The organism is Streptacidiphilus sp. MAP5-3, assembly GCF_041262505.1.
In the GTDB taxonomy this organism is placed as follows: Bacteria; Actinomycetota; Actinomycetes; order Streptomycetales; family Streptomycetaceae; genus Streptacidiphilus.
On sequence record NZ_JBGCCL010000002.1, the window covers coordinates 137,860 to 162,243 of the forward strand.

24 protein-coding genes and 1 pseudogene are annotated in these 24,384 nt (G+C 70.7%); 15 read left to right on the forward strand and 10 right to left on the reverse strand.

The features are described from left to right. The first annotated feature begins 27 nt into the window (after positions 1 to 27). Complete coding sequence (locus ABH928_RS04300; RefSeq protein WP_370062158.1) at positions 28 to 933, forward strand: NADP-dependent oxidoreductase; 906 nt, start codon at positions 28 to 30, stop codon at positions 931 to 933. A gap of 60 nt (positions 934 to 993) precedes the next feature. On the opposite strand, the gene ABH928_RS04305 is transcribed toward ABH928_RS04300, so the two are convergent. Further along, on the reverse strand, positions 994 to 1,191 hold the full coding sequence (locus ABH928_RS04305; RefSeq protein ID WP_370062160.1) for a hypothetical protein: 198 nt from the start codon (positions 1,189 to 1,191) through the stop codon (positions 994 to 996). 16 nt (positions 1,192 to 1,207) lie between these two features. On the opposite strand from ABH928_RS04305, the gene ABH928_RS04310 reads away from it, so the two are divergent. Further along, positions 1,208 to 1,360: a hypothetical protein gene (locus ABH928_RS04310; protein WP_370062162.1), complete on the forward strand. Its 153-nt coding sequence runs from the start codon at positions 1,208 to 1,210 to the stop codon at positions 1,358 to 1,360. A gap of 69 nt (positions 1,361 to 1,429) precedes the next feature. Here the strand turns inward: ABH928_RS04310 and ABH928_RS04315 are convergent, their stop codons facing one another. After that, complete coding sequence (locus ABH928_RS04315; RefSeq protein ID WP_370062164.1) at positions 1,430 to 2,110, reverse strand: TetR/AcrR family transcriptional regulator; 681 nt, start codon at positions 2,108 to 2,110, stop codon at positions 1,430 to 1,432. 88 nt (positions 2,111 to 2,198) lie between these two features. Between ABH928_RS04315 and ABH928_RS04320 the strand changes: the two genes are divergently transcribed. Continuing rightward, positions 2,199 to 3,260 (forward strand): oxygenase MpaB family protein, encoded by a 1,062-nt coding sequence (locus ABH928_RS04320; RefSeq protein WP_370062167.1) that lies wholly within the window; start codon positions 2,199 to 2,201, stop codon positions 3,258 to 3,260. A gap of 226 nt (positions 3,261 to 3,486) precedes the next feature. Then, positions 3,487 to 5,451, forward strand: coding sequence for a prolyl oligopeptidase family serine peptidase (locus ABH928_RS04325; RefSeq protein WP_370062169.1), 1,965 nt, complete (start codon positions 3,487 to 3,489; stop codon positions 5,449 to 5,451). A 228-nt stretch (positions 5,452 to 5,679) separates the two neighbouring features. On the opposite strand, the gene ABH928_RS04330 is transcribed toward ABH928_RS04325, so the two are convergent. Continuing rightward, the gene (locus tag ABH928_RS04330) at positions 5,680 to 7,383 is read right to left on the reverse strand and encodes a flavin monoamine oxidase family protein (RefSeq protein WP_370062171.1); all 1,704 of its coding nucleotides are present in this window, start codon (positions 7,381 to 7,383) and stop codon (positions 5,680 to 5,682) included. Positions 7,384 to 7,512: 129 nt separating this feature from the next. Further along, a complete protein-coding gene (locus ABH928_RS04335) occupies positions 7,513 to 8,259 on the reverse strand; it encodes a TetR/AcrR family transcriptional regulator (RefSeq protein WP_370062173.1) in 747 nt (248 codons plus the stop codon). Positions 8,260 to 8,365: 106 nt separating this feature from the next. On the opposite strand from ABH928_RS04335, the gene ABH928_RS04340 reads away from it, so the two are divergent. The 8 genes from ABH928_RS04340 to ABH928_RS04375 all read left to right on the forward strand — a co-directional run bounded on the left by ABH928_RS04340 (position 8,366) and on the right by ABH928_RS04375 (position 17,433). Continuing rightward, the gene (locus tag ABH928_RS04340) at positions 8,366 to 10,063 is read left to right on the forward strand and encodes an amidohydrolase (protein WP_370062175.1); all 1,698 of its coding nucleotides are present in this window, start codon (positions 8,366 to 8,368) and stop codon (positions 10,061 to 10,063) included. 80 nt (positions 10,064 to 10,143) lie between these two features. Next, positions 10,144 to 11,781 carry an ABC transporter substrate-binding protein gene (locus ABH928_RS04345; protein ID WP_370062177.1) on the forward strand — a complete coding sequence of 546 codons (1,638 nt, stop codon included), beginning with the start codon at positions 10,144 to 10,146 and terminating at the stop codon, positions 11,779 to 11,781. A 14-nt stretch (positions 11,782 to 11,795) separates the two neighbouring features. Continuing rightward, a complete protein-coding gene (locus ABH928_RS04350; RefSeq protein WP_370062179.1) occupies positions 11,796 to 12,776 on the forward strand; it encodes an ABC transporter permease in 981 nt (326 codons plus the stop codon). Further along, on the forward strand, positions 12,773 to 13,630 hold the full coding sequence (locus tag ABH928_RS04355; protein ID WP_370062181.1) for an ABC transporter permease: 858 nt from the start codon (positions 12,773 to 12,775) through the stop codon (positions 13,628 to 13,630). The genes ABH928_RS04350 and ABH928_RS04355 overlap by 4 nt, the downstream gene beginning before the upstream one ends. A 101-nt stretch (positions 13,631 to 13,731) precedes the next feature. Then, entirely contained in the window at positions 13,732 to 14,706 is a 975-nt protein-coding gene (locus ABH928_RS04360) for an ABC transporter ATP-binding protein (RefSeq protein ID WP_370062183.1), read from the forward strand. Then, entirely contained in the window at positions 14,703 to 15,524 is an 822-nt protein-coding gene (locus tag ABH928_RS04365) for an ABC transporter ATP-binding protein (protein WP_370062185.1), read from the forward strand. Before ABH928_RS04360 ends, ABH928_RS04365 begins: the two co-directional genes overlap by 4 nt. A 64-nt stretch (positions 15,525 to 15,588) precedes the next feature. Beyond that, a complete protein-coding gene (locus tag ABH928_RS04370) occupies positions 15,589 to 16,800 on the forward strand; it encodes an FAD-dependent oxidoreductase (RefSeq protein ID WP_370062187.1) in 1,212 nt (403 codons plus the stop codon). A gap of 192 nt (positions 16,801 to 16,992) precedes the next feature. After that, complete coding sequence (locus tag ABH928_RS04375; protein WP_370062189.1) at positions 16,993 to 17,433, forward strand: VOC family protein; 441 nt, start codon at positions 16,993 to 16,995, stop codon at positions 17,431 to 17,433. A gap of 32 nt (positions 17,434 to 17,465) precedes the next feature. On the opposite strand, the gene ABH928_RS04380 is transcribed toward ABH928_RS04375, so the two are convergent. From ABH928_RS04380 to ABH928_RS04390, 3 genes are all read right to left on the reverse strand, one after another. Then, complete coding sequence (locus tag ABH928_RS04380; protein WP_370062191.1) at positions 17,466 to 18,347, reverse strand: SDR family NAD(P)-dependent oxidoreductase; 882 nt, start codon at positions 18,345 to 18,347, stop codon at positions 17,466 to 17,468. 174 nt (positions 18,348 to 18,521) lie between these two features. Beyond that, on the reverse strand, positions 18,522 to 19,100 hold the full coding sequence (locus tag ABH928_RS04385; RefSeq protein ID WP_370062193.1) for a TetR/AcrR family transcriptional regulator: 579 nt from the start codon (positions 19,098 to 19,100) through the stop codon (positions 18,522 to 18,524). 125 nt (positions 19,101 to 19,225) lie between these two features. After that, the gene (locus tag ABH928_RS04390) at positions 19,226 to 19,708 is read right to left on the reverse strand and encodes an SRPBCC domain-containing protein (RefSeq protein ID WP_370062195.1); all 483 of its coding nucleotides are present in this window, start codon (positions 19,706 to 19,708) and stop codon (positions 19,226 to 19,228) included. Positions 19,709 to 19,812: 104 nt separating this feature from the next. Between ABH928_RS04390 and ABH928_RS04395 the strand changes: the two genes are divergently transcribed. After that, a complete protein-coding gene (locus ABH928_RS04395; RefSeq protein ID WP_370062197.1) occupies positions 19,813 to 20,523 on the forward strand; it encodes a TetR/AcrR family transcriptional regulator in 711 nt (236 codons plus the stop codon). A 136-nt stretch (positions 20,524 to 20,659) separates the two neighbouring features. Here ABH928_RS04395 and ABH928_RS04400 read toward each other — a convergent pair whose 3' ends face one another. Together ABH928_RS04400 and ABH928_RS04405 are read right to left on the reverse strand one after the other, a co-directional pair. Further along, positions 20,660 to 21,031: a PPOX class F420-dependent oxidoreductase gene (locus tag ABH928_RS04400; RefSeq protein ID WP_370062199.1), complete on the reverse strand. Its 372-nt coding sequence runs from the start codon at positions 21,029 to 21,031 to the stop codon at positions 20,660 to 20,662. A gap of 140 nt (positions 21,032 to 21,171) precedes the next feature. Continuing rightward, positions 21,172 to 21,672: a VOC family protein gene (locus tag ABH928_RS04405; protein ID WP_370062201.1), complete on the reverse strand. Its 501-nt coding sequence runs from the start codon at positions 21,670 to 21,672 to the stop codon at positions 21,172 to 21,174. Positions 21,673 to 21,735: 63 nt separating this feature from the next. Between ABH928_RS04405 and ABH928_RS04410 the strand changes: the two are divergent. Then, a pseudogene (locus tag ABH928_RS04410) lies at positions 21,736 to 22,004 on the forward strand (DoxX family protein); the annotation flags it as partial. 47 nt (positions 22,005 to 22,051) lie between these two features. Beyond that, on the forward strand, positions 22,052 to 22,237 hold the full coding sequence (locus tag ABH928_RS04415) for a hypothetical protein (protein ID WP_370062203.1): 186 nt from the start codon (positions 22,052 to 22,054) through the stop codon (positions 22,235 to 22,237). A 107-nt stretch (positions 22,238 to 22,344) separates the two neighbouring features. Here the strand turns inward: ABH928_RS04415 and ABH928_RS04420 are convergent, their stop codons facing one another. Next, positions 22,345 to 24,141 (reverse strand): alkaline phosphatase family protein, encoded by a 1,797-nt coding sequence (locus tag ABH928_RS04420; protein ID WP_370062205.1) that lies wholly within the window; start codon positions 24,139 to 24,141, stop codon positions 22,345 to 22,347. Between the last annotated feature and the right edge of the window lie 243 nt (positions 24,142 to 24,384).

A 24,384-nucleotide genomic window follows, 5' to 3' on the forward strand; every position in this document is an offset into this window, starting at 1 on the left:
CGGGCTGCCGCGATCAGGAGGTATCCCATGCCGTACGCATCAGTACCGACCGGATACGGGCCGCCCGAGGTGCTCGTCTGGTCCCAGGTCGCCTTGCCGGAGCCGGGCCCCGGCCAGATCCGGATCCGCGTGCACGCCGCCGGGGTCAGCCCGACGGACGCCAAGATCCGACGCGGAGACCTCGCGCAGGCGTTCCCGCTGCCGCCCTCCACCGTGCTCGGCTTCGAGGCCGCGGGCACCGTGGACGCCCTCGGCCCTTCCGTCACGTCGGCGGCGGTCGGCGACGAGGTCGCCGCCATGCTGCCCGCCCTGGGCGGGTACGGCGAGTACGCGCTGGCCTCGACCTGGACGCCCAAGCCCGCCGGAGTGAGCTGGGCCGACGCAGCCGCGCTGCCGTCGTCGGCGGAGGCCGCGGTCGGTGTCCTGCGGCAACTTCGGGTCGCCCCCGGCGAGACGCTGCTCATCCTCGGCGGTGGGGGATCGGTCGGTGTGATCGCCACCCAGCTGGCCGTCGCGCAGGGCGTCACCGTCGTCAGTGCCACCGGCGCACACGATGACCGGCTGGCCCGGGAGCTCGGCGCGATCCCCGTGCGCTACGGACCCGAGCTCCTCGCACAGGTGCGGGCCGAGGTCGGCAAAGTCGACGCCGTCCTGGACGCCGCCGGAAGGGGCGGGCTCGGTGACGCCGTCGAACTCGCCGGCGGAGCCGAGCGAGTGATCACCCTCGCGGACGAGCACGCGGCCGACTCCGGCGTCGCACTCTCGGCCCCGACGCCGGACCGCGCGCCCGACGCCCTCGACCTGACCATGCCGCTGCTGGCGAGCGGGACACTGCGACTGCGGGCCCAACGGACCCTCTCCATGCGCGACGCCGCTAAGGCGCACGCGTTCCTGGAGACGACACACGAGAGGTTGGTCCTCACCGCCGAATAGGCGCGCCCGCAGGGAACCCACTCCGCGGGTGGGCTGGTGCGGCCGTTGTATGAGTCGGTGTCAGTTCTTTTGGCGGGGTGCGTAGTCGAGGATCGCGTCGCCGAGCAGCGTGCGCATGTGCTGCAGCAGGTCGGTCGCGTCCCTGGTGACCTGCTCGGGCGGTCGGCCGGCGACCATCTCCCAGCCGATGAGGTCCAGCAGGGTCGAGTGCGCCCAGCCGAGCTGACTGGCCACCAGGCCCGGCAGCAGGGCCCTCAACGGGCTCTCCCACCTGGTGCCGTTCCGCTACCTGGTCGACGCCATGCGCGACGCCTACCTCGGCCAGTACACCGCACCCGCCGTCCTCGAAGGCGCCGCTGTCGCCCTCGCCCTCGCCGCCGTCTCGCTCGCCGTCGGTACCCGGGTGTTCCGCAGGACGGGCGCCTGACGTTGCGCGGCAACCCCGGGGTCCGGAGCACGCGCTGGGGGGGCTCGGCAGGTGCTAGGCGCTCGGCGCTCAGCGCGGCGGCCAGAGCATGCGGAACAGCAGTTCCACCTGCGCCGCGACGTGCGCGGGTTCGAACCGGTCGGGGTCCGTGAGGGCGACGCGCCCGAAGTGCTCGGCGCAGGCGACCAGGGCGTGCGCGAGGATCTGCGGGTCGAGTCGGGAATCGCCCCGGTCGGCCAGCAGGTCGGAGGTCCAGCGGGCGACCTGGCGCCGGAACCGCTCCCGGTCCGCCTCGACGCGGTCGCGGACGACGGCGGGCATCTCGCTCGCAGGCTGCAGGATCAGCCGCCAGGTGTCCGGGTCCGCGCGGAGCATCGCCGACATTCGGCACACCGCCCCAGCGGCGAATTCGGCCGGGTCGCTCGAGTCCGTCTCGGGAGGCAGGGTGTCGAGGAGCAAGTGGAAGGCGCGTTCCTGCTCCCGGTCGAGCAGGTCGCCCAGCAGGTCGCCCAGGTTCTCGAAGGCGCCGTAGACCACCGACCGGGCGACGTCGGCCTTCTTCGCGATCGCGTCGATGGAGACCCGGTCGTAGCCCTCACTGACGATCACCGCAAGGGCCGCGTCGAGCAGTTGCTCGCGGCGTTCCGCCATCGGGACGCGCGGGGCGTAGGGCCGTCGCTTGCGCGGCCCGCCCCCCGAGGAAGCGGACGCGGGTGAAGTGGATGCGGGCGAAGGGGTGGGCGCAGACACCTTGGCAGCTTACGACATCCGTGTCTTAATTTAGGACAGCAGTGTCGTAATCACGGAGCAGACGGACAGACAAACGAGGAGCGGCACCATGGCCTTGCTGAAGCGCGACGAGGTCGAACCGCACGAGGACTACGGCTTCTTCGGCCCTGACTCGGTGGTGTGGAAGGTCTGGAGCTATCCGACGTCGCTGACGGTGGGCTTCCAGCGGGCCGTGGTGGTGGAGGAGCTCGACCCGCCGCTGGTGGCCGCCGTCCACGGGACCCAGGGCATCTACCAGCGCCCGCGCACCCGCTACGACCGGACGTTGCGGTACTTCGCGATGGTGGCCTTCGCCGGGTCGCGCGAGGTCTGCAAGGCGGCCGACATCCTGGTCAAGGTCCACTCCAAGGCGATCGGCCACCTGCCCTACGGCGAGGGCGTCTACGACGCCAACGACCCCGCCTCGCAGCTGTGGATCCAGCTCACCGGCTGGCACTCCATCCTCTACGCCTACGAGAAGTACGGCCCCGGCAAGCTGACCGCCGCGGAGGAGCAGGAGTACTGGGAGGCCTGCGCCACCGCGGCCGAGCTCCAGACCTGTTCCCCCGACGACATCCCGCGCAGCCGTGAGGGCGTCCGCGCGTACTTCGAGCGGATGCGTCCGCAACTGTCCGCCAGTCCGATCGCCAAACAGGCGATGAACCACCTCTTGCGGACCGAGCTCGTGCTGCCGCCGACGCCGTGGTGGGCGAAGCCGACCTCCCTGGTCGTCGCGAAGGCACAGCGGGTCGCCACTGTGGCCACGATGCCGCGCTGGATGCGCGAGCTGGCCGAGATCCGCCAGTCACGCCTGCTCGACGCCCTGATCGTGCCCGTCATGAAGGTGTCGTTCGCGCTGGCCCACCTGAACCCGCAGCTCGAGCTGCTTCTGCTGGGCCGGCTCTCACCGTCCACCGTTCCGGTGGTCGCGCCGATGAAGCTGGGGATCCCGCCCCGCACCGACGAGGTGTTGACCCCCGCGGAGGCCCGCGCCCGCCACGGTTATGCCAGGCCCGCCGAAGCGCACCTCGAACTGCGGGCCCGGCAGGCCGTGCGCGTCTTCGGCGACAACGAATCGCCCAGCGACCAGGGGCTCGTGGAGTCACAGGAGATCCTCGGCCCGCTCGCCTGAGCGGCTCGATTTCCCTGTGGGGCTCGAAAAGTCATCGCTGCGCTCGAACCGCCCTTCATCGAACCGCCGTTAAGGAGCTCGGCGAAGCGGTCCAGCGTCACGGCCGCCCTGGCTTGGGTGAAGGGTGATCAGCACGAAGCGTGACGGGTTCAAAACCCGACTGACACAGGCTCGTCGGTGCGACAGGATGTCAATTTGTCGTACCGACGAATGAAAGGCAGTCCGCATGCCGCACCCCGCACCGCGACCGCTTCCCGAGTCGACCGACCTGCTCACCGCGGAACTGGTGGTGGACATGGCCGCCCCCATGGCGCCGGCCATCTCGCCGGACGGTCGCCTGGTCGCGTACGGCGTGGTCGCGAACAGCGGAAGGGGCGGACATCCGCACAGCTCTGTCTGGGTCGCCGCCGCCGACGGCAGCGCAGCCCCGTGCAGGCTGACCGACGGCACGGCCCGCGACGCCGCCCCGAAGTGGGCGCCGGACTCGGCTTTTCTGTTCTTCACCTCCGACCGCGAGGAGCAGGGCACCGCTCAACTCCAGCGGATCCCTCTGGACGGCAGCGAGGACGACGCCAAGGCAGAGTCCCTGACCAGGTGGCGCGGGGGCATCTGCGACTACTACCCGCTCGCCGACGGTCGCACCGTCGCGCTGCTCGCCGAGGACGAGCCCACTGCGGAGGACGAACGCCGGGAGGCCGAGGGTGACGACGCGAAGGTCTGGGGCCGGCACCTCCCGGTCACCCGGCTGCGCCTGCTCGACCTGGCGACCGGCGTGGCCCGCACCGTGGACGGCCTCGGGGACCGCCATGTCGTGGAGGTGACCCAGCGTCCGGACGGCGGCCCGCTGGCCGTGCTGAGCTGGGCCACCCCCGAGCTCGATCCCGGCGTCACGACGGCGGGACTGCATCTGGTCGCCCCGGAGACGGGCGCCGTCCAGGACCTGGGCCCGGTCGGATTCGAGGCCCAGTCCCCGGTCTGGTGGAACCACGACGGTGCTTGGCATCTGGCTCACCTGGCAGTGACCCCTGGGCACTTGGTAGGCGGCCTCGCCGTGATCGACACGGTCCCGCCGGCGACCGGCCCGACCGTCGAACAGCGCAATCTCACCGCCGGGATGTCTGCCTGCCCCACCGAGCTGGTGCAGGTCGCCGACGGGCCGCCGCTGGCGCTGTTCGCCGAAGGGTTGGATACCGCGCTGTACCGGCTCGATCCGCAGTCGCTACGGTTCGACCGATTGTCCTGCGCGCCCGGCACGCTCGCCGGGCTGACTGCGAGTCACTCCGGGGAGACCCTCGCCGTGGTGACGAGCACCGCGCACGAGCCCAGGAACGTCCACGCGGGGCCCACCGGCGGGCCACTGCTCCGGCTCAGCGACACCAGTCCCGAACTGCGCAGGATCCGCTGGGGTGTCCAGGAGCGGCTCAGCTACCAGGCGTCCGACGGACTGCAGTTGGACGGCCTGCTGATCCTGCCGACCGGCCGGACTCGGGACGAGGGCCCGTTCCCGCTCGTCACCCTGGTCCACGGCGGCCCCTACTTCCGCCATGCCGACGAGTTCGCGCTCACTGTGGTCGACTGCGGCCAGTGGCTGGCAGCCGCCGGATACGCGGTCTTCCTGGCCAATCCCCGGGGCGGGTCGGGCCACGGCCATGAATTCGCAGCCGTGGTGGCCGGCGCGGTGGGCGGCGACGAGTGGACCGACATCCTCACCGGGATCGACCTGCTGGTCGCCGAGGGAGTCGCCGATCCCGAACGCTTGGGCATCTCCGGCTGGAGCCACGGCGGTTTCATGGCGGCCTGGGCCGTCGGCCAGACCGACAGGTTCAAGGCCGCGTTGATGGGCGCCGGCATCAGCGACTGGGGCATGCAGGCCGGGACCGGCGACTGGGGAGTCATGGACGCGACGCTCGGCGGCGGCACCGCCTGGAACGGTCCGGGACCACACATCCACGACCGGAACAGCCCGATCTCCTACGCGTCCCGGATCCGCACCCCGGTCCTGATCCTGCACGGCGAGGAGGACACCAACGTCCCACTCGGCCAGGTGGTGCACTTCCACCGCGCACTGCGCCACTTCGGCGTCGAGCACGAGTTCGTGGTCTACCCCCGAGAGGGCCACGGGCTTCACGAGCGCGCCCATCAACTCGACGCCCTCCGGCGTATCCGCGCCTGGTACGACCGCTGGCTGTAGGCCCGTGCCAGGGTGTGGGCATTGAGTCGTGATCAATGAGTGGCAAACACACGTGAGAACGAAGTCCTGCGGGCCACCAAGGCCCGCCGCCGCTCAAGCACGCCGTCAACCGTGGCGAGGCGGGGGCAGCGCCGGCCTGAGCGGGTGCGGCTCGGCCTGCCCGGCCGGTGTGCGGAAGGCGGCGAGGCCGCTCCCGCGCACCCTGCCGAGCAGTCCCTTGACGCCCGGTCACACCTGCGTGGTGACCTCCGCCGCGACCCGCTCCCCGGAGGCGACCGCGGCGTCGAGGGTCGCGTTGTCGACGTCGGTGTGCTCGCCGGCGAAGTGGATCCGGCCCTCCTGGACCGCCTCGTAGCCGGCGAAAGCGGTGTACTGGCCGATGCCGTAGTAGTGGTAGGCACCCTTGTGCCACGGGTCCAGTGACCAGTGGTCCTCGTAGGCCAGCCCGTTCCATGCCGCCGTGGTCCCGGGGAAGACCCGCTCGATCTGGGAGAGGAACCAGGTGACGTCCGCCGTCGGGGCGGGGCCGTGGGCCGCGCCGGTGAGGACGGACTTGGCCGTGTTCCCGCCGGGGAAGTTGACCAGCAGGGCGGGGCTGCCCTTGGCACCCAGCTGGACCGAGCCGTCCCAGGCGGTCTGGTAGCCGTTCGGCGCGGTGTTGCTGACGCCGTTGTAGCCGAGCGAGGGCCAGGTCTTGGCGGTGAGCTGGGTGACCAGCTTGGCGTTCTGCCCCATGCCCTGCTGCTGGATGGCGGTCGTCTTCAGCGGGGAGAGCCCGGCCCGGGAGAGGTCGACGTCGCGCAGCGTGCTGAACGGGAGTGCGAGCACCACGTGGTCTGCCGGGACGGCGATCGTGCCGCCGCTGGAGACGTCGAAGGTGCAGGTGTAGCTGCCGTCGCCGTTCTGGGCGACCGCGACCAGTTGGTAGCCCTGCTGCACCGTCTGGGCGGGGAGTTGGGCCTGCATGCAACTGATCAGCTGGTCGTTCCCGCCGACCAGGTGGTACTTCTCGTCGAATCCTGGACCGCCGTCGAAGGTCGACGAGTTGCCGAGGAAGCCGATCATGCCGATCGCCGACGACTGCGACGGCTCGCCGCCGGACTGCAGCTGGATGGACTGGATCAGCTGGCTCAGGGCCGAGCCGGACGGCAGGCCGATCTGGCTGAGGTAGTCGAGGCAGGAGAGCTGGTCCAGCTGTTTGGCGGTGGCGGTGGCGCTGTTCCAGCGGGGGGTGCCCATGGCGGTGTAGGAGGAGGCGAACGCACTGTACGCCTCGGCGACCCAGTCGCTCTGCTGGGCCGGGCCGTCGTAGTGGCTGCCGTTGATCCAGCCTGCGTAGGTGCCCGCGTCCAGTGCCCCGCCGTCGGCGTACTCGGTCTTCAGACCGAAACGCTTGGCGAGGTTGAGCACGGAGGTGTCGGTGGAGCTGATGAACGAGCCGCCGTGCTCGCTGACCTGGTCGCCTGCGAAGAAGCCTCGCAGCGACCAGCAGCGACCGCCGATGTGGCTGGTGTCCGCCTCGTAGACGGTCGAGGCGATCGGGGTCGACTGGGTCCACAGCTGGTGCGCGCAGCGCAGTCCGGCCAGGCCGGAGCCGACGATGACGACGCGCGGAGCGGTCGCCGGGTTCACCGCGGACGCCGACGAGGCGGACGAAGCCGCCGCCGCGCGGGTGGCGCCGGAGAGTGCCGCGGCGGCCAGTCCGCCGACAGTCACTGCTCCGGCACCCGCCAGTAGTTGACGGCGATTCAGCTCACGCTCGGCGCGCTCGGCGCGTTCGCCGGCCACCTCGGCGACCGGCATGCGGCGGCGTCGCGCCTCGCGCTGGAGGGAGAAGGCCAGGCCGAGCGGATCGGGCAGGCCGGTGCGGGACTTCGGGGGAGTGGGGGAGGAAGCGGGGGTGGTGCTCGATCTGGCAGGTTCCCGGTGCATGGGGAATCCCTCTCGGAGAGCGGATCGAACGATGCTGACCGGGAGTGAACTGCCGCCGCAACGCTGTTGTCAACAGTGTTGCGCCAATTGACCGCGCCCACGTGCTGTCCTGAGGAGGAACCGGGGTGCTCAGTCCGGCGGGCCGAGTTCGGTGGCCCGCCGTTCGATCGCCGTGATCAGCGCCTCCACCCGGGCGTCGTAGACCCGGTCCTGGGTGACCTGGGCCAACTCGGCTGCCACGGCCGTGATCTGGGGGAAAATCCCCGGGTCCACCAGCCGGTACTCGCGGGTCCACGCGGACTCGTCAGCTGCCCGCGCCTCCGGCGAGAAGAGCAGGTAGGCGGCGCGTTGGCCGACCAGGGCGAGCAGCGAGTCGCCGACCATGCGGTAGTGGACGGCCGCCTCCGTGCCGCGCAGGCCCGCCTCGTGCACGGCGCCGAGGATCAGCTCCACGACGCGGAACTCGTTCGGCCTGCGGGTGGTGCGGCTGGCCATCGCGGAGGCGACGGCCGGGTACTTGAGCGCCACGGCGAGCGAGCCGTCGGCGAGCGCCCGCAGGCGGTCCTGCCAGGTCAGGCCTGCGGGGATGCTGTCCAGCACCTCGCCGAGGGTCCGGTCGGCGACCTCCAGCAGCAGCTCGTCCTTGTCGCGGAAGTGCCGGTAGACGGCTGTCGGGTCGGCGCCCAGCTCCTCGCCGAGGCGGCGCACGGTGAACGCGTCCGCGCTGCCGCGCGCGGCGATCCGCAGGCTGGCCTGGATGATCGCCTCGGGCGTGAGCTGACTGCCCGAACGCTTGCTCCGTGCGGGCCGGGCCGCGGGCTTTCCGGCGGCCTCGCCGGCGGGTGCCGCGGGGGTGGGATTCGAGGAGTTCGACATGGTGCGGTCAGTGTAGCGATGTGGTCGGAGCTCAGCGCAACAGTGTTGACAACAGTGTTGCGCCGCGCTTCACTCCTCCTCACCACCACTCGGGGAGGACCCGCCCATGGCAGCGAACAATCCGTCATATCCCAAGGCAGACCTGCTCTTTCGCGGCGGTCGCGTCTTCACGGCGACTGCGCCGAGCCCGGCTGACAGGTCGGCGGTCGCCGTCGGTGCGGGCAGGATTCTCGCCGTGGCCGAGAACGAGGCCGACCTGCGCGAGCTGGTCGGTCCGGCGACGGAGGTGGTCGACCTCGACGGGGGACTGCTCGCGCCGGGCTTCCAGGACGCGCATGTGCACCCGACCGTCGCCGGGGTCCAGATGCTGCGCTGCGACCTGTCCGGGCAGCGCACGATCGAGGGATACCTGGCCGCCGTCGCCGGCTATGCCGCCGCAAACCCCGCCGCGGAGTGGATCCGCGGCGGGGGTTGGTCGATGGACGTCTTTCCGGACGGCATTCCCACCAGGGCGATGCTCGACGCGGTGGTCCCCGACCGACCGGTCCTGCTCACCAACCGCGACGGCCACGGCGCCTGGGTCAACTCCCGGGCCCTGGAGCTGGCCGGGCTCGACCGACGTACCCCCGACCCCGCCGACGGCCGGATCGAACGCGAACCGGACGGCACGCCGATCGGCATGCTCCAGGAAGGCGCGATGGACCTGGTCGGCAGCCTGGTCCCGGTGGCCACGCCGGAGGAGGCCCGCGCCGGGCTGCTCGTCGCCCAGCAGCACCTCTTCTCGCTCGGCGTCACCGCCTGGCAGGACGCCATGATCGGCGCCTTCCCCGGCAATCCGGACAACTACGGCGTCTACCTGGACGCCGCACGCGACGGCTCGCTCCAGGCCCGCGTGGTGGGCGCGCTCTGGTGGGACCGGGAGCGCGGCACCGAGCAGATCCCGGAGCTGGTCGAACGCAGGCGGGGCGGTCAGGTCGGCCGGTTCCGCGCCACCACCGTCAAGATCATGCAGGACGGCATCGCCGAGAACTTCACCGCCGCCATGCTCCAGCCCTACCTGGACGCGTGTGGCTGCCCGACCGGCAACGCCGGCCTGAGCTTCGTCGACCCGGCCGTGCTCCACGACGCCGTCCGGCAACTGGACGCGCTCGGCTTCCAGTTGCACTTCCACGCGCTCGGCGACCGGGCCGTGCGTGAGGTGCTGGACGCGCTCGCCGCCGCCCGCGCGGCCAACGGCGCGAACGACCATCGGCACCACCTGGCCCACCTTCAACTGGTCCATCCCGAGGACATCGCCCGCTTCGCCGAACTCGGAGCCGCCGCCAACATCCAGGCCCTGTGGGCGGCCCACGAGCCGCAGATGGACGAGTTGACCATCCCCTTCCTCGGGCCCGACCGCGCCGCGCTGCAGTACCCGTTCGGCGATCTCGCCCGCGCCGGTGCGCGGCTGGTCGCGGGCAGCGACTGGTCGGTCAGCAGCCCCAACCCGCTCTGGGGCATCCATGTCGCGGTCAACCGCGCCGTCCCCGTTGCCGCGCCGAACGCCGCCGCCGACCGTCGACCGCGCCGCCCCTTCTATCCCGATCAGGCGCTCACCCTGGCCCAGGCGTTCACCGCCTACACGGCAGGCAGCGCCTGGGTGAACCACCTCGACGCCGAGACCGGCACGGTCGAACCCGGCAAGCGGGCCGACCTCGTCGTCCTCGACCGGGACCCGTTCGCGGGCCCGCCCGAGGAGATCGGCGAGGCCCGAGTGCGGATGACCTTCGTCGACGGCCACCCCGTCCACTGCGCCGCCGGCTGAAGCCTGACCGACCGTCACTCTCCCCGCGCACCCCCGCTGCGCCGCTCGACCACAGAACGCCCTCACCCCGGAGGCCCTTCATGCCCCGCACCAGCCCCACACCGAGCAGCCACAGACCCCGGCGCTCCGTCGCCGCCGCCCTCGGCCTGCTCTCCGCCCTCGCCCTCACCGCCTGCAGCGGCACCGCCGCCGGCGGCACCGGCACCGGCAGCAGCAGCGCCGCCGCCTACCAGTTGACCGCCGACACCCCGCCCAGCAAGGGTGACCTGAAGTCCTTCACCTGGTCCCTCTACGCCGAGCCCACCTCGCTCGACTACGCCCAGTCGTTCGACTACCCGCCCAACACCGTGCTCGCCAACGTCTGCGAGGGCCTGCTGCGCTGGAACCCGGACCTGACCGTCTCCCCGGGCCTGGCCACCTCCTACGCCAACCCGACGCCCACCACCTGGGTCTACACCATCCGCAGCGGCGTCCACTTCCACGACGGCACCCTGCTCACCGCCGACGACGTGGTCGCCTCGCTGCGCCGCAACCTCGACCCCAGCGTCAACAGCGTCTGGGCCTACCCGTTCCGCAACGTCAAGTCGGTGGAGAAAACCGCGCCGATGCAGGTGACGGTCCAACTGACCAGGCCCGACTCGACCTTCAACAAGTACATGGCGGCCAGCCCCGGCACTGTCGAGTCCGCCGCGACCCTGGCCAAGGACGGCAGCAGCTACGGCAACCCCACCGACGGTGTGAACTGCACCGGTCCCTTCTCCTTCGCCTCCTGGAAGCCCGGCCAGTCGATCACCCTCAAGCGCTTTGCCGGCTACTGGGATCCGAGCCTGCGAGCCAAGGCCGGGCAGGTCACCTTCGTCTTCCTGCCCGACTCCACGGCCCGGGTCAACGCGTTCGAGACAGGCGAGGTCGACGGCGGCTGGATGCTGCCTCCCGACTCCTACGGGCAGTTGGCCTCCTCCTCGGCGGGCAGGCTCTACTTCGGGCAGAACACCACCGTCGCCGACGAGGTCGTCAACAACCTCAAGGGCCCGCTGGGCAATGCCAAGGTGCGGCAGGCGCTGCTGATGGCCATCGACCGACAGGGCATCATCAAGGCCGGCGTCTCCGGTGTCGGCGACGTCGCCGACTCGCTGGTCACCCGCAACAACTGGAGCGGTGTGCCGCAGAGCACCCTCGACGGCCTGCTCAAGGACCTCCCCGGCTACCCCTACGACCCCACGAAGGCCAAGGCGTTGGCGGCCTCGGCGGGTGTGCGGGGACAGCAGGTGGTCATCGCGACCAGCCCGCTCGACTCGCAGACCACGATCATCACCCAGGCCGTCGCCCAGGCGGCCACGGCCATCGGGCTCAAGCCGGTGATCGACACCGTCTCGGCGGACAAGTACACCGCCCTCTTCCTGACCTTCTGGTACACCTCCATCACCGACCCGCTGGACATGTACACCTCGCTGGAGACCGGGGCGTACTCCAACTACGGCAACTGGTCCGACCCGCAGTTCGACGCGGCGGTCAACCAGGCAGTCGGGGCGTACGACCCCGCCACCCACGCCGCGGCCACCGCCCGCGCCCAGCAGATCGCCATGGAGCAGCTGCCCTGGCTGCCCCTCTACACCACTCCCGTCAGCGTCTTCCTGGGCAACCGGGTCACGGGCGTCAAGCCGTCCATCGACTACCTCTACTACCCCTGGGCCGCCGAGATCGGGGCCAGGCAGTGACGCGCGCCGGAGCGGTGACCCGCGCGCGAGCGGTGCTCGGCGCCGTGCTGCGACGCCTGATCGGCACCGCGGTGACCCTGCTGGTCACCTCGTTCCTGGTGTTCTCCTCGCTCTACCTCGCACCGGGCGACCCGGTCTCCTTCCTGGTCCGCGGGCGCAGCCCCGGGCCGGGCGAACTCGCGGCGCTGCGCCGGCAGTACGGCTTCGACCAGCCGTTCCCGGTGCGCTACTGGCACTGGCTGGACGGCGTCCTGCACGGCGACTTCGGTCAGTCCTACCTGTTCCACGAGAGCGTCGGCGCGCTGATCTGGTCCCGGTTGCCGTCCTCCCTGCTGCTGGTCGCGGTCGCCGCGCTGCTGATCGCCGTCTTCGGGGTCGGCGCGGGGGTGCTCGGCGCGCTGCGGCGCGGCAGCCGGACGGACAAGACGGTGCTGCTGCTGGTCACGGTCGGGGCCGCGGTCCCGTCGTTCGCTGCCGCGATCGTCCTGCGGTCGGTGTTCGGGGTCCGCCTGGGCTGGTTCCCGACCATCGGCAACGGCACCGGTTTCGTCGACGAGCTGCACCATGTGGCGATGCCCGCGGTGGCGCTGTCCGTGACCTTCATGGCCCTGGTCACCCGGGTGACCCGCACCTCGATGCTCGACGAACTCCGGCGCGAGCACGTGGAGGTGGCACTCAGCCGGGGCACGCGGCGCAGCAGCGTGCTGCGGCGGCACGTCTTCCGCAACGCCCTCGGACCGATCGTCACCGTCTCCGGCCTGCTGGTCTCCGGAATGCTGGTGAGCACGGCGATCGTGGAGACCGCGTTCGGCATGTCCGGCATCGGCTCGTTGCTGGTCGAGTGCGTCGACGAGATGGACTTCCAGGTGGTCCAGGCGCTGGTGCTGCTGGTGGTGACGGTCTTCGTCCTCGTCAACACCGCGGTGGACCTGGTCTATCCGCTGATCGATCCGCGTGTGGCCCGTCGCCCCGCGACCGCAGGAGGCGCCCGATGACGCAGCTCACCACGACCGCTCCAGCCCCCACCATGCGCCGCTGGTGGCCGCACGGTCTGTTCTACCGGATCTGCCTGCTGGCCCTGGTCGTCTTCGTCGTGGTCGCGCTGTTCGCTCCCTGGCTCGCGCCGCAGGACCCGACCGTCGGCGACTTCTCCCAGACGCTGGCCGGCCCGAGCGCGCAGCACTGGCTCGGCACGGACCAGGGCGGGCACGACACCTTCTCCGCGCTGCTCGAAGGGGCCCGGACCAGTCTGCTCGGGCCGTTGGGCGTCGTCGCCTTCTCCAGCGTCGGCGGCATCGCGGTCGGGCTCTTCAGCGGCTGGCGCGGCGGGTGGCTGGACGCGTTGATCGGGCGAGCCCTGGACATCCTCTTCGCCTTCCCCTCCCTGCTGCTGGCGATCCTCGCTGTGGCCCTGTTCGGCAAGGGACTCGGCGCCCCCGTGGCCGCCATGGCCATCGCCTACCTGCCCTACACGGCCCGGCTGGTGCGGGGTCTCGCGGCGCAGGAGAAGACCCGCCCGTATGTCGCCGCCTACCTGGTCCAGGGCCATTCCCCGGCCTACGTCGCGCTGCGCCGGCTGCTGCCGAGCGTCGCGCCGACGGTACTGGCCCAGTCGACCGTCAACTTCGGCTACGCACTGCTGGATCTGGCCGCCCTCTCCTTCCTCGGCCTCGGCGTCCAGCCGCCCACCCCCGACTGGGGAGCCATGATCAACCAGGGGCAGGGCGCCATGCTCGCCGGTCAGCCGCTGTCGGCCGTCGTCCCGGCGGTCGCCGTGGTGCTGGTCGTGGTGGCCGTCACCGTCGTCGGTGAGCAGCTCGGAGACCGCCTCGCACGAAGGGACGCCTGATGGCCGAGACCGTGACACCGCGACCGGGGAGAACCCCGGGACCGGATTCACTTCCGACACCCGAGACGTCACCACGACCCGCGACCGGTCCGCTGCTCGACGTGGTCCGGCTGACCGTCGAACTGCCCGGCGCTGCCCGGCCCGTACTGGACGAGGTCAGCCTGACCGTGGCCGCGGGCGAGGTCGTCGGCCTGGTCGGCGAGTCCGGCTCCGGCAAGTCGGTGACCGCGCGCAGCGCCCTCGGTCTCTTCCCTGCGGGAGCGACGCTGCGCGGGCAGGTGCTCGTGGACGGCGCGGACCTGGTGTCGCGTGACCCGGAGCGGCTGCGGCAGGTGCGCACCTCGGTCGCGTCGATGATCTTCCAGGACCCTCGCGCGGGCATCAACCCGGTCCGCAGGATCGGCGACTTCCTCACCGAGCCACTGCGTCTGACGCGACGTCTGCCCCGCGGACAGGCGCGGGAACGGGCGCTGGAGCTGCTCGCAGCCGTCGGCCTGCCGGACCCACCGCGTCATCTGCGCCAGTATCCGCACGAGTTGTCCGGCGGCATGCTGCAGCGCGCGATGATCGCGGGCGCGCTGGCGGGCGAGCCGCGGCTGCTGCTCTGCGACGAGCCGACCACCGCCCTGGACGTCAGCACCCAGGCGGAGATCCTGGCGCTGCTCGGGCGGCTGCAACGGGAACGCGGCCTCGGCATGCTGCTGATCACTCATGACATCGACCTGGCCGCCGCGAGCTGTGACCGGGTCTACGTGATGTATGCGGGCCGGATCGTGGAATCCGCGTCGGCCGCGGACCTGTTCGCGGCACCGCGCCACCCCTACACGATCGGCCTGCTCGGCTCCACCCCGCCGTTGGTCGGTCCGCTGCAGCGCCTCCGCCCGGTCCCCGGTGCCCCGTTGGGTCTCGCCGAAGCGCAGCCCGGCTGCGCCTTCGCTCCACGATGCGCCTTCGCCCTCCCGGGCCGGTGTGACGTGGAGCCACCGGCACTGGTGCCGCTGGACGGCGCCTCCGGGCGCGCCACGGCCTGTCTGCGAGCGGCCGAACTCCCCGACCCCCAGGAGGTCCACCCATGACACCCACGGCGCAGAGCCCGCTGTTGGAGGTCGCCGACCTGCGCAAGTGCTACGGGCCCACCGTGGCCGTCGACGGGGTCTCCTTCACCCTGCCGCCGGGCGGAGCGCTCGGACTGGTCGGCGAGTCGGGTTCGGGCAAGACCACCACCGCGCGGATGCTGGTCGGCCTGGAGCGCCCGGACCGCGGCACGATCACGGTCCGGGGCGAGCCGCTCGCGGCGCGCGTCCACGGCCGGACCGCACGCCTGGCGCGCGCCAAGGCCGTCCAGATCGTCTTCCAGGACCCCTACCTCTCCCTGGACGGGCGCCTCTCCATCGCGGCGACCGTCGACGGCGTCCTGCGCCTGCACGGTCTCAGTGACCGCGCCGCCCGCGCCGACCGCGTCCGCGACCTGCTCGCCCAGGTCGGCCTCGGCGACCGCGAGGCGGCGGCGCTGCCTCGCCACCTCTCCGGCGGCCAGCGCCAGCGGGCGGCGATCGCCCGCGCCCTGGCGGTGGAGCCCTCCGTCCTGGTCCTCGACGAGGCGGTCTCGGCACTGGACGTCTCGGTCCAGGCACAGGTGCTGAACCTGCTCACCGACATCCGCACCGAGACCGGTGTCGGCCTGGTCTTCGTCAGCCACGACCTCGCGGTGGTGCGCTACGTCTGCGACGAAGCCCTCGTCCTGCACCGGGGCCGCCCGGTCGAGCAGGGCCCGCTGGAGCCCCTGCTCGAACACCCGGCCCACCCCTACACCCGCCTCCTGCTGGCCTCGGTCCCGCACCCGGGTTGGAACCCCGACGACATCGCCCGCCGCAGAAGGGAGTTGAGCGCCTGATCCGGATGACGCGATATGACGCGTATTCTGATGCCCTCGACAGCGACCATCGGGGGATGGCGTCATGGGATTGCGTGTAGCTGTGATCGGCGGCGGGCTTGGCGGACTGTGCCTGGCCCAGGGGCTGAGGAAGGCCGGCATCGACGTCACCGTCTATGAACGGGACGCGACGTCGGCCATGCGGAGGCAGGGCTACCGGCTGCACGTCGACGCGCGTGCCGGACTGGCCTTGCAGCGCTGCCTGCCGCCGGAACTGTGGGAGCTGTTCTTGGCGACGTGCAGCCGCGCCAGCACCCGCTTCACAGTGGTGACCGAGCACCTCCGACAGCTGCACGAGGTGGCGGGCGACCCGGCGGTCGACACGTTCGCCGCTGCGACGCTGGCCACGTCCGTCAACCGGCAGACGCTGCGGGAGATCCTGGCGCGCGGACTGGACGTCGAATACGGCCGCGAGTTCGTCGGCTACGAGCTGACCGGCGACTTGGTCCACGCCGTGTTCGCAGACGGTAGCCACGCCGACGCGGACCTACTGGTCGGCGCGGACGGCGTCAACTCGGCGGTGCGTCGCCAATATCTGCCGGAATCCGAGGTCATCGACACCGGAGGCCTCAGCGTCTACGGCAAGACTCCGCTCACGGAAGAGACCTCGAAGCTGGTGCCGCCGAGCCTGCTCGACGGTTTCACGGCCGTCATCGGCGGTCAGGTCGGCATGGCGACCGGGCTGGTCCGCTTCCGGAAGGCACCCGGCGAAGCCGGCCTCTCGCCGGTCGGCGACTACATGATGTGGGCTGTGACGGCCGAACAGCGACTGTTCAGGGTGTCGCAGGACAGGCTGGACGCCATGGCGGCGGCCGAGCTGCACGCCCTGACGGGGAGCATGATCAGGTCTTGGCACCGGGACCTGCGCGCGCTGCACGCCCTGGCCGACATCGACGAGACGTTCCTGGTGCGGATCCGGACGTCGGTGCCGACGCCGGCCTGGAAGCCCAGCCGCGTCACCGTCCTGGGCGACGCCATCCACGCGATGAGCCCGGCGCGCGGATCCGGCGCCAACACGGCTTTGCAGGACGCCGGACTGCTGTGCCACGTCCTGACCGAAGCCGCGCCGGACGAGAAGAGCCTGCTGGCGGCGGTCGGCGCGTACGAGGCGCAGATGCGCGAGTACGGAAATGCCGCTGTCGAGGCATCCAGGAAGGCGGAGGCCGAGTACGCCCGTCGGCGCGGCGGCCCGATGTTCTGGCTCTACCGGCGGCTGGCCCGGAACAGACCGTCATGACCGCGGACGCCCCGGCGGTTCGGTGTCGGGGCGACGCCGGGCGCTCTGCGCGGAAGACGAGTGTGGACACGCGCGGAAACCCGCCTGAACAGGAACCGGTCAGTCCCGTCACGTTGCCCGTTGGCCTCGTGACAGTGCGGCATCATTGACCCCACTCGATGGACCTGATCGAGCGAAGAAGGAGAGACCAGCGTGGCGATTCAGCGGATGGACAACGTCGGCATCGTCGTCGAGGACATGGATGCCGCCATTGCCTTCTTCGTGGAGCTCGGTATGGAGCTGGAGGGCAGGGGGGAGGTCGAGGGCCTCTTCGCCGACCAGTGCACCGGGCTCGACGGCGTCCGCTGCGAGATCGCGATGGTGCGGACCCCGGACGGTCAGGGCCGGCTCGAGCTGGCCAAGTACCGCAGCCCGGCGGTGATCAGCGCCGGGCCGCGTAACCGGCCGCACAACGTTCTGGGTACGCACCGCGTCATGTTCGCCGTCGACGACATCGAGGACACCGTTGCCCGCCTGCGCCCTCACGGCGCCGAACTCGTGGGCGAGATCGCCCGGTTCGAGGACAGCTATCTGCTCTGCTACGTCCGCGGCCCGGAGGGCATCATCGTCGGACTGGCCGAGCAACTGAGCTGAACCACCTCGTCGAGGCGGGCCCTGCCCTGAATTCAGCGCGTGTGCGCGACGGGACCACCGCGCAGGGGTGCCAGCTTTCGGCTGAGCCTGAGGACGTTGTCGACGACCTGGGGGTCGGTACTTCCCCGGAAGGCGGGGACGGGGTGGACCCGAGGGCCGATCAGGAGGCCGGTCTTCCCGTCGAGGGAGGTGTCGGTGGCGGCGAAGACGGACGGGCGGGCGGCAGCGGAGGCGGGGCCGGCGGTGGAGCGTTCGAAGGTCCGCCGGACCAGCGGCCACAGCAGGCGCAGCCCGGGGGAGACGATCTTCGGTGAGGTCATGGTGCCGTTGGTCATGTCGGTCGCGGCGCCGCCGGGGTCGGCGGCGAAGACCGCGATGCCGGTGCCGCGCAGCCGCTCGGCCAGGTCCAGGGTGTAGGCGAGGTTGGCGAGCTTGGCCCGGCCGTACCAGTGGAATCCGTAGTAGCCGCCCGGCGGTTCGACGGCCTCGAAGGTGCGCTTGGCGACCTTGATCGCGCCGGAGGTGACGTTGACGACCCGACTCGGCCCGCCGGCCCGGAGCTGATCCAGCAGCAACTCGGTGAGCAGGTACGGCGAGAGGTGGTTGACGGCGAATGACGCCTCGATCCCGTCAACGGTCTCCTGCCGCTGGGCGAACATCGCGCCGACGTTGTTGACCAGCACTTTGAGTGGGCCCTCGGCTGTCAACTGCGCTGCGAGCGCGCGCACGTTGTCGAGCGAGGCCAGGTCGGCTGCCACGAAGCGCGGGGCCGCTCCGGTGGCCACCGCGGCGATCCGCTCGGCCGCGCGGGCGCCGCGCTCCGCGTTGCGGCCGACCACCGTCACGGCTAGCCCGTGCGCTGCGAGTCCCATCGCGGTCTCCAGGCCAATCCCGCCGGTTCCCGCCGTCACCACTGCCCGATGCTCCACAGTTCCGCCTTCCAGCGCCACACGGATACGGATAGGTATCCGTTTCGATGAGCGCACGTTAGCACAATCGGATAGTTATCCGGTTGCTGTGTGTGGGATGCACCGGGCAACCCCCTCGGCGGGGGTCCGGTGCGGGTGTCGGCGGGGCGGGGGGTGCGATCAGCGTGGGGGGCGCAGGCCCTCAAGGAGAATGCCGAGATAGAGCTCTCGGCGCGTGGCGTCGCTGTCGCCGGACCGCACGGCGTGCTCGATGCCGCAGAGAAGGCGGCGCACATCGTCCGCCCCGACCCCGTCCCGGATGACGCCGACCCGGCGGGCCCGGTCCAGCAGATCCCCGACGGCCCGGTCGAGCTCGGCCTTCATCGCCGAGGTCTGCGCCTCGGCGTCGCTCGCGGACTCCAGTACGGCCGCGAAACCGGCATCGTCCAGGGCTCGGTCGAGCGTGAAGTGCAGCAGGCGGTGCAGTCCGGCGAGAGCGTCCTCGGCGGCGGCTGCCGCCTGTGCCTCGCCGACCAGCTCCCGGAAGCGTTCCGCCGAGAGCGCCTCCATCAGCGCATGGCGGTTGGGGAAGTGCCGGTACACGGTTCCCACGCCGACGCCGGCGATCCGGGCGATGGCGTTGAGCTGGAGTGAGTCGTCACCGGCGGCCAGTTGCTCGCGGGCGATCTGCAGCACCCGGGCACGGTTGCGCGCGGCATCCGCCCGCAGCGCTGGCCCCTGCTCGGCTCTCGGTGTCACCGGCCCAGCATAGGTGCCCCGGCTGGGGTGCCGTCGTCGGTGGCGGGTGCCGACGGAGGCTCTTGCGGGCCGCCCATCGATGGGCTCAGGCGTCAGGGCAGGGGGTCAGGGGGCGTAAGGGGGCGTCAGAGTGGCTTCGGGCGCAGAGTACTGCCGGCCTTCAGCCGGCCGTGGCCGTCCATGTCGTCGAGCAGCGCGCTCAGGCCGACGGCGAGCATCTTGTGGCGGACTCTGCCGAGCAGCTTGGCCAGGAGGCGGCCGCCGAGGCCGGTGAAGCCGGCGTGCTCGTAGGTGAAGCGCGTGCCGCCGGCATGGGGCTCGATGCGGTAGCTGACCTCCGTCGTCCCGCCCCCACCCGGGTCCGTCCACGAATAGCGCAGCAGGGAGGGCGGTTGGACCTCCAGGACCTCGCAGGCGACGACCCCGCTCCAGCCCGGCTTCGGCTTCGCGACGAACCTGAACCGGGTGCCGACGGTGGGGCTGAAGCCTTCTGGCCTCCCGCCTGCGCCGGTCGCCGTCCACAGCGGGATCAGCTCGGCGTCGGTGACCGCCCGCCAGACCTTCTCCGGGGGATGGGGGTAGTCCTGGGTCAGATGGATGGCGCTCACGCGAGGCTCCTCTGGCTGATGGACAAGACAAGCTCCAAGGTTTATATAGTGACTAGAAATTTACAGTAACACTAAAGTTCTGGTGGCACGACTATGCTGACGCCATGAGTCAGCGCGCGGTGGACTGGACGGGGCTGCGCCCCTTGGCTGAGGGGTCCACGGGCGAGGGGTTGCGCGAGCGCAAGAAGCGGCTGACGCGCCGCCAGTTGTCCGACACGGCCACCGAGATGTTCCTGGAGCGCGGCTTCGATGCCGTCCGCGTCGCCGAGATCGCGGAAGCCTGCGGGGTGTCGGAGAAAACGGTGTTCAACTACTTCCCGACCAAGGAGTCACTCCTTCTCGACCTGGACGAGGCCATCGAGGACGCCCTGCGCTCCACCTTGGCCGACCCTGGCCTCACGCCGGTCCAGGCCGTGCTGAAGATCCTCGCCGAGCAGCTGGCGATGGTGACCTCCTGGCTCGGCGCCCAGGACGACCGACCTCACGCCGTGGAGCAGTTCCGGCGCTTCGGCGCCCTGATCCGATCCACGCCCTCGCTACGCGCCCACCAGCGCGACGCGACCGAGCGGCTCATCGCCGCCGCTGCCGAGATCCTGGCCCACCGCACAGGCATGCACCCCTACGACCCCGAACCGCAGATCGCAGCCACCGCCCTTCTCGGCCTGTGGCCCGTCCAGTTCCAGGCCCTGGGCAGATACCTCGACGACGCCCGCACCCCCCAACAACTGCACACGGCGGTCACGGCCCACGTGGCCAGAGCGGCAACAGTTGTCGAGACCGGACTGGGGTCCTGCTTCACACCGGCTGCCGATTGACCGGCCCGGTCGCAGCACGGGCCGGGTGTGAGCGGCCAGTATCAGTTCTGTCTGCGACAACCTGGTCCAGCGTCGCGCCCTGCGGCGCTACCGCTCCTGGCTGGGATGGCTGGGGACGACGGTCTGACAGCCGGCGCTATTCGATGCCGAAGCTGTTGACCTTGGCCGGATGGATGCGGATGAAGGCCTCGCCGAATCCCGGCCCGAAGTGCGCGCCGCCGGTCGGAATGGCTTCGGCGGCGCCGCGGATCTCCAGCATGCGCGGGGTCCACGGATCGGTCGACACCAGATCGTCGACCACGATCGCCGCCCAGCCGTTGGCCTGGACGTCCCGGTACTTCTTGGTGTTCGCCACATCGTGACCGCCGACGTCGACCGTGCCAAGTTCGGCGTTGTAGCGGAACGAGGTCGGCACGACGTGAGGCTTGTGGTCGGTTCCGGCGGTGGCCAGCCGGCCGAGCAGTTGGCTTCCGAGATACTCGATCTGCGCAGCAGTCAGTTCCGTCATGCCACCAGTAGACAGCGGGCCGCCGTGCCGGTCACGCGACAACGCCGGTCCCGGGCCCCGCCATCGCGAGCATCTCGAAGATCCTGGACCCGCCTGCACGCACTGCGCATGATCGAGACCAGGATCTTCGACGGCCGTGATCAGGTGGCAAGACCCGCTGCGGACCCGGTGGCGAGGTCGGGCCCCCAGCGTTCGAGGGATTGAGCGAGGTCGAGGGGGCCCGGCTTGGCGTCGGAGTCGGGGCCGGGCCAGTCTTCGCGGGGGACGCGCCACATCAGCTCGAACTCGTTGCCGTCGGGGTCCTTGGCGTAGAAGGACTGGGAGACCAGGTGGTCGGTCGAGCCGACGAGGGCTCCGCGCTCGGCGAGCTTGCGGCCGATGGCGGCCAGTTCACCGAGGGTGCCGACCTCCCATGCCAGGTGATAGAGGCCGACTCGGCCCTGCTCGGGGCCGGGGGCGTCGAGCCCCAGGGCGAAGAGGCCGAGGTCGTGGTCGTTGAGGCTGTCGGGCGCACTGAGGAAGGCGGCCCGGCCGGGGATCAGATGGTCGACGTGGAAGCCGAAGACATCGGTGTAGAACGCGACCGAGCGGTCGACGTCGCGGATCCAGAGCACGGCGTGGTTGAGGCGGCGGACTGACATGCGGGAAAGGATACGCCAGGACGTTCGAATTCAAACTACAAGCATGGTGTGCTGGGACATCTGCTCCGCCCGATGACGGCCTGGGCCGAAGGCGTACCCCGGCCTGTCGTCAGGACGCTGGGCGCGCTCGAAACACTCGGCGCGGCCGGCCTCATCCCGCCGCCCCTGACCGGCATCCCCCCTCGCTGGCCCTGGCCGCGGCCGTCGGCTTCGTACTCCTGCAACTGGGCGCGATCGCCGTCCACCCGGCCTGCGACGACCGCCGGATCGCACTGAACCTCGGGCTCACCGCGACCGCGGCCGTCACCGTGTGGCTCGCCACCGGGCTGTGATCGAGTGACCGAGCACGGCCCCCGACGGCGGCTGCGAGAATGGGGCCGTGGAATTCGAGGGTTCACGTCCGATCGCGCCGAGACTCCTCCTCACCAGCCGCGTCGGCTGGTTCGTGCTGGAGCATCCGGTCTTCATCCCGGCCGGCTGCCGCTTCTGGAGCGAATCAGCCGCTCTGGTCGTCGAGCCGCCGGCAGGCGAGCGGCGCAAGTACCCGGGCAGCGTGGTCCGCTGACCCGGGTACCTGCGCGCCGCGCCCCGGCCCGGAGATGACGCTCGTGCTTGGCGCCCCGGCCTCCCGTTTCAGGCGCTGCCGATCAGCTGGCGGGTAGCGGCGCCGGGTCAGTGGCCCCGCGGACGGTCAGCGAGGCCGGGAAGGACCTGCGTGCCCTCAACCTTGACGGCCGTCAACTCGCGCGGGTTGAGCCCCAGAACGGACAGGATCGTGGGAGCGACCTGGGTGGTCTCGACCGAGGCGGACTCGACCTGAGCCGGGATGCCCGGGCCGTCGACAAGCATCAGGACATGCCGGTCACCGGTGTTCATGCCACCGTGCTCGGCCAGCTTGGTCGGCTTCGAGTAGACAATGCCCTCCTGGACCTCGCCGAAGACGTCCGGGTAGTGGCCGTTGTCGACCGAGGTGCCGAAGAAGTGCGCGGCGGCTGCGCCGGCCCAGATCTGCGCCAGGCCCGAGTGCGCGACGGTAACCGGCTTCTCGTTGACGTCGTAACCCTGAGCGGTGTGGTCCCACAGGTAGCTCTTGACGAAGTCGGAAGCGGCTTGCGACCTGTCCGACAGGTAGGACTGCCACAGGTCGTCGTCCGTTCCGGCGACGATGAGGCTCTTGTTGGCCGGATGCGTCTTCGCCCAGGCGGCGTTGATCGCGCTGATGATCGGACCGTCCTGGACGGTGATGAGCTTGTTGGGGTCCTCCGGCGACTGACCGTGCTTGGCCGTCACAATGATCGTCGTCGAGCCCGCGAGGCCGTCCTTGTGAATGGCGGCGACCATGCGGCCGAGCTGAGTGTTGACGTAGTCCAGCGCGCTGGACAGCACCGGCCCTGGGACGAGCTTGCCGTGCACCCACTGGTAGCCGCCCGGTTCCGGAGCGCTGGTGGTGTAGTTGCCGTGGGCGTCCGGACCGATCAGCGTCGTCGGGGTCGAGCGGATCTTCTGCGCGACCGAGACGGTCTGGAAGTTCATGCCGAAGATCGCCGGGGTGCCGACCTTGGTCTTGCCCGAGTGATCGCGGCCGCCGATCTCATTGAGGATGGCCTGGACCTTGTAGCCGTCGTACTGCTTGGTGGCGGCGTCGATGTGGGCCCAGTCGTTGTCCTGCGGGTACGGGACGCCGTTCGGCATGACGGCCTGTGAGTCGATCTCCGGCGAGAAGAGGTCGTCGATGCTCTGACCGTTCGAGCCGGGACCGTTGAAGGACGCATAGACCTCGTGCTTGTCGGACCACGCGGTGCGCAGGCCGGCGTTGTGGATGACCTGGAAGATCGTGTTGTCGCCAAGGTAGTCCCACGGGGTGATCGGCTTGCAGGTCTTGGGATCGACCGGGAACGTCTTCGGGTTGAGCGACGTCTTCGGGTCGAACTTCAGGTTCATGATCGCGGCCGGGTTCTTGTCGACGCCCCCGGGGAAGATCGAACCGTTCTCGTCGAACGACGGGAAGGTGCCGTTCGCCGGGTTGATGAAGTCGTTGACGTTCGCCAGTGCGTCGTCCGGCGAGTCGTAGATGACGTCACCACCGGTGGCCGGCCGGCCAGGGGTGCAGGCGGCGCCCGCCTCGTCGGTGGTGTGGCTGTACTCGACGTCGTAGTAGACGCCGGTGGATTTGGGGTTGCCGCCGGTCATCAGCGCGGTGCCGCCCGGGTCGGAGTCCGACGGGTTGGACGTCTCCGCATTGGTGTACTCGCTGCCGGCGTGCGCCAATCTGGCCAGCGTCGAGCCCGGGTGGTTGGCGATGTACCAGTCGAGATCGCTCTGGTGCATGCCGTCGACCGAGATGAGCAGGACGTGCTTGCTCGCGGGCGCGGCTGTCTCAGCGCTGGCGTTGAGGACCGGAAGCCCACAGAGTGCGGCTGCCGTCGCCGTGGCCAGTCCGATCAAGGCCGGACGGGTGTATTTGGGCATCATGCTCTCCAAACAAGTCGAGCCAGTGAAGTCGCACATCGCACATTGCTGTGCGCGCGTATCCTTCAACGCCCAGGCGGGCCTAAGAGAAAAATCGAGTGTCCATCAGGCAACTGTCAGGTCACGTCCGGATGTTGCGGGGCCTCGCGAGCGCTCGCCCGCAACCCTGTCGAGACCGGGTAAGCCCCGCGCCCATCCGCCTGACGGTTCACCAGGGCGCGTGAAGGTGCCGGTCGGTCCGTC

What these genes read in the sequence shown, in the direction of transcription:
- ABH928_RS04300 (WP_370062158.1), top strand. Translation starts at nt 28, where the DNA reads ATGCCGTACGCATCAGTACCGACCGGATACGGGCCGCCCGAGGTGCTC.
- ABH928_RS04320 (WP_370062167.1), top strand. Translation starts at nt 2,199, where the DNA reads ATGGCCTTGCTGAAGCGCGACGAGGTCGAACCGCACGAGGACTACGGC.
- ABH928_RS04325 (WP_370062169.1), top strand. Translation starts at nt 3,487, where the DNA reads ATGCCGCACCCCGCACCGCGACCGCTTCCCGAGTCGACCGACCTGCTC.
- ABH928_RS04330 (WP_370062171.1), bottom strand. Translation starts at nt 7,383, where the DNA reads ATGCACCGGGAACCTGCCAGATCGAGCACCACCCCCGCTTCCTCCCCC.
- ABH928_RS04335 (WP_370062173.1), bottom strand. Translation starts at nt 8,259, where the DNA reads ATGTCGAACTCCTCGAATCCCACCCCCGCGGCACCCGCCGGCGAGGCC.
- ABH928_RS04340 (WP_370062175.1), top strand. Translation starts at nt 8,366, where the DNA reads ATGGCAGCGAACAATCCGTCATATCCCAAGGCAGACCTGCTCTTTCGC.
- ABH928_RS04345 (WP_370062177.1), top strand. Translation starts at nt 10,144, where the DNA reads ATGCCCCGCACCAGCCCCACACCGAGCAGCCACAGACCCCGGCGCTCC.
- ABH928_RS04355 (WP_370062181.1), top strand. Translation starts at nt 12,773, where the DNA reads ATGACGCAGCTCACCACGACCGCTCCAGCCCCCACCATGCGCCGCTGG.
- ABH928_RS04365 (WP_370062185.1), top strand. Translation starts at nt 14,703, where the DNA reads ATGACACCCACGGCGCAGAGCCCGCTGTTGGAGGTCGCCGACCTGCGC.
- ABH928_RS04370 (WP_370062187.1), top strand. Translation starts at nt 15,589, where the DNA reads ATGGGATTGCGTGTAGCTGTGATCGGCGGCGGGCTTGGCGGACTGTGC.
- ABH928_RS04395 (WP_370062197.1), top strand. Translation starts at nt 19,813, where the DNA reads ATGAGTCAGCGCGCGGTGGACTGGACGGGGCTGCGCCCCTTGGCTGAG.
- ABH928_RS04400 (WP_370062199.1), bottom strand. Translation starts at nt 21,031, where the DNA reads ATGACGGAACTGACTGCTGCGCAGATCGAGTATCTCGGAAGCCAACTG.
- ABH928_RS04405 (WP_370062201.1), bottom strand. Translation starts at nt 21,672, where the DNA reads ATGTCAGTCCGCCGCCTCAACCACGCCGTGCTCTGGATCCGCGACGTC.
- ABH928_RS04420 (WP_370062205.1), bottom strand. Translation starts at nt 24,141, where the DNA reads ATGCCCAAATACACCCGTCCGGCCTTGATCGGACTGGCCACGGCGACG.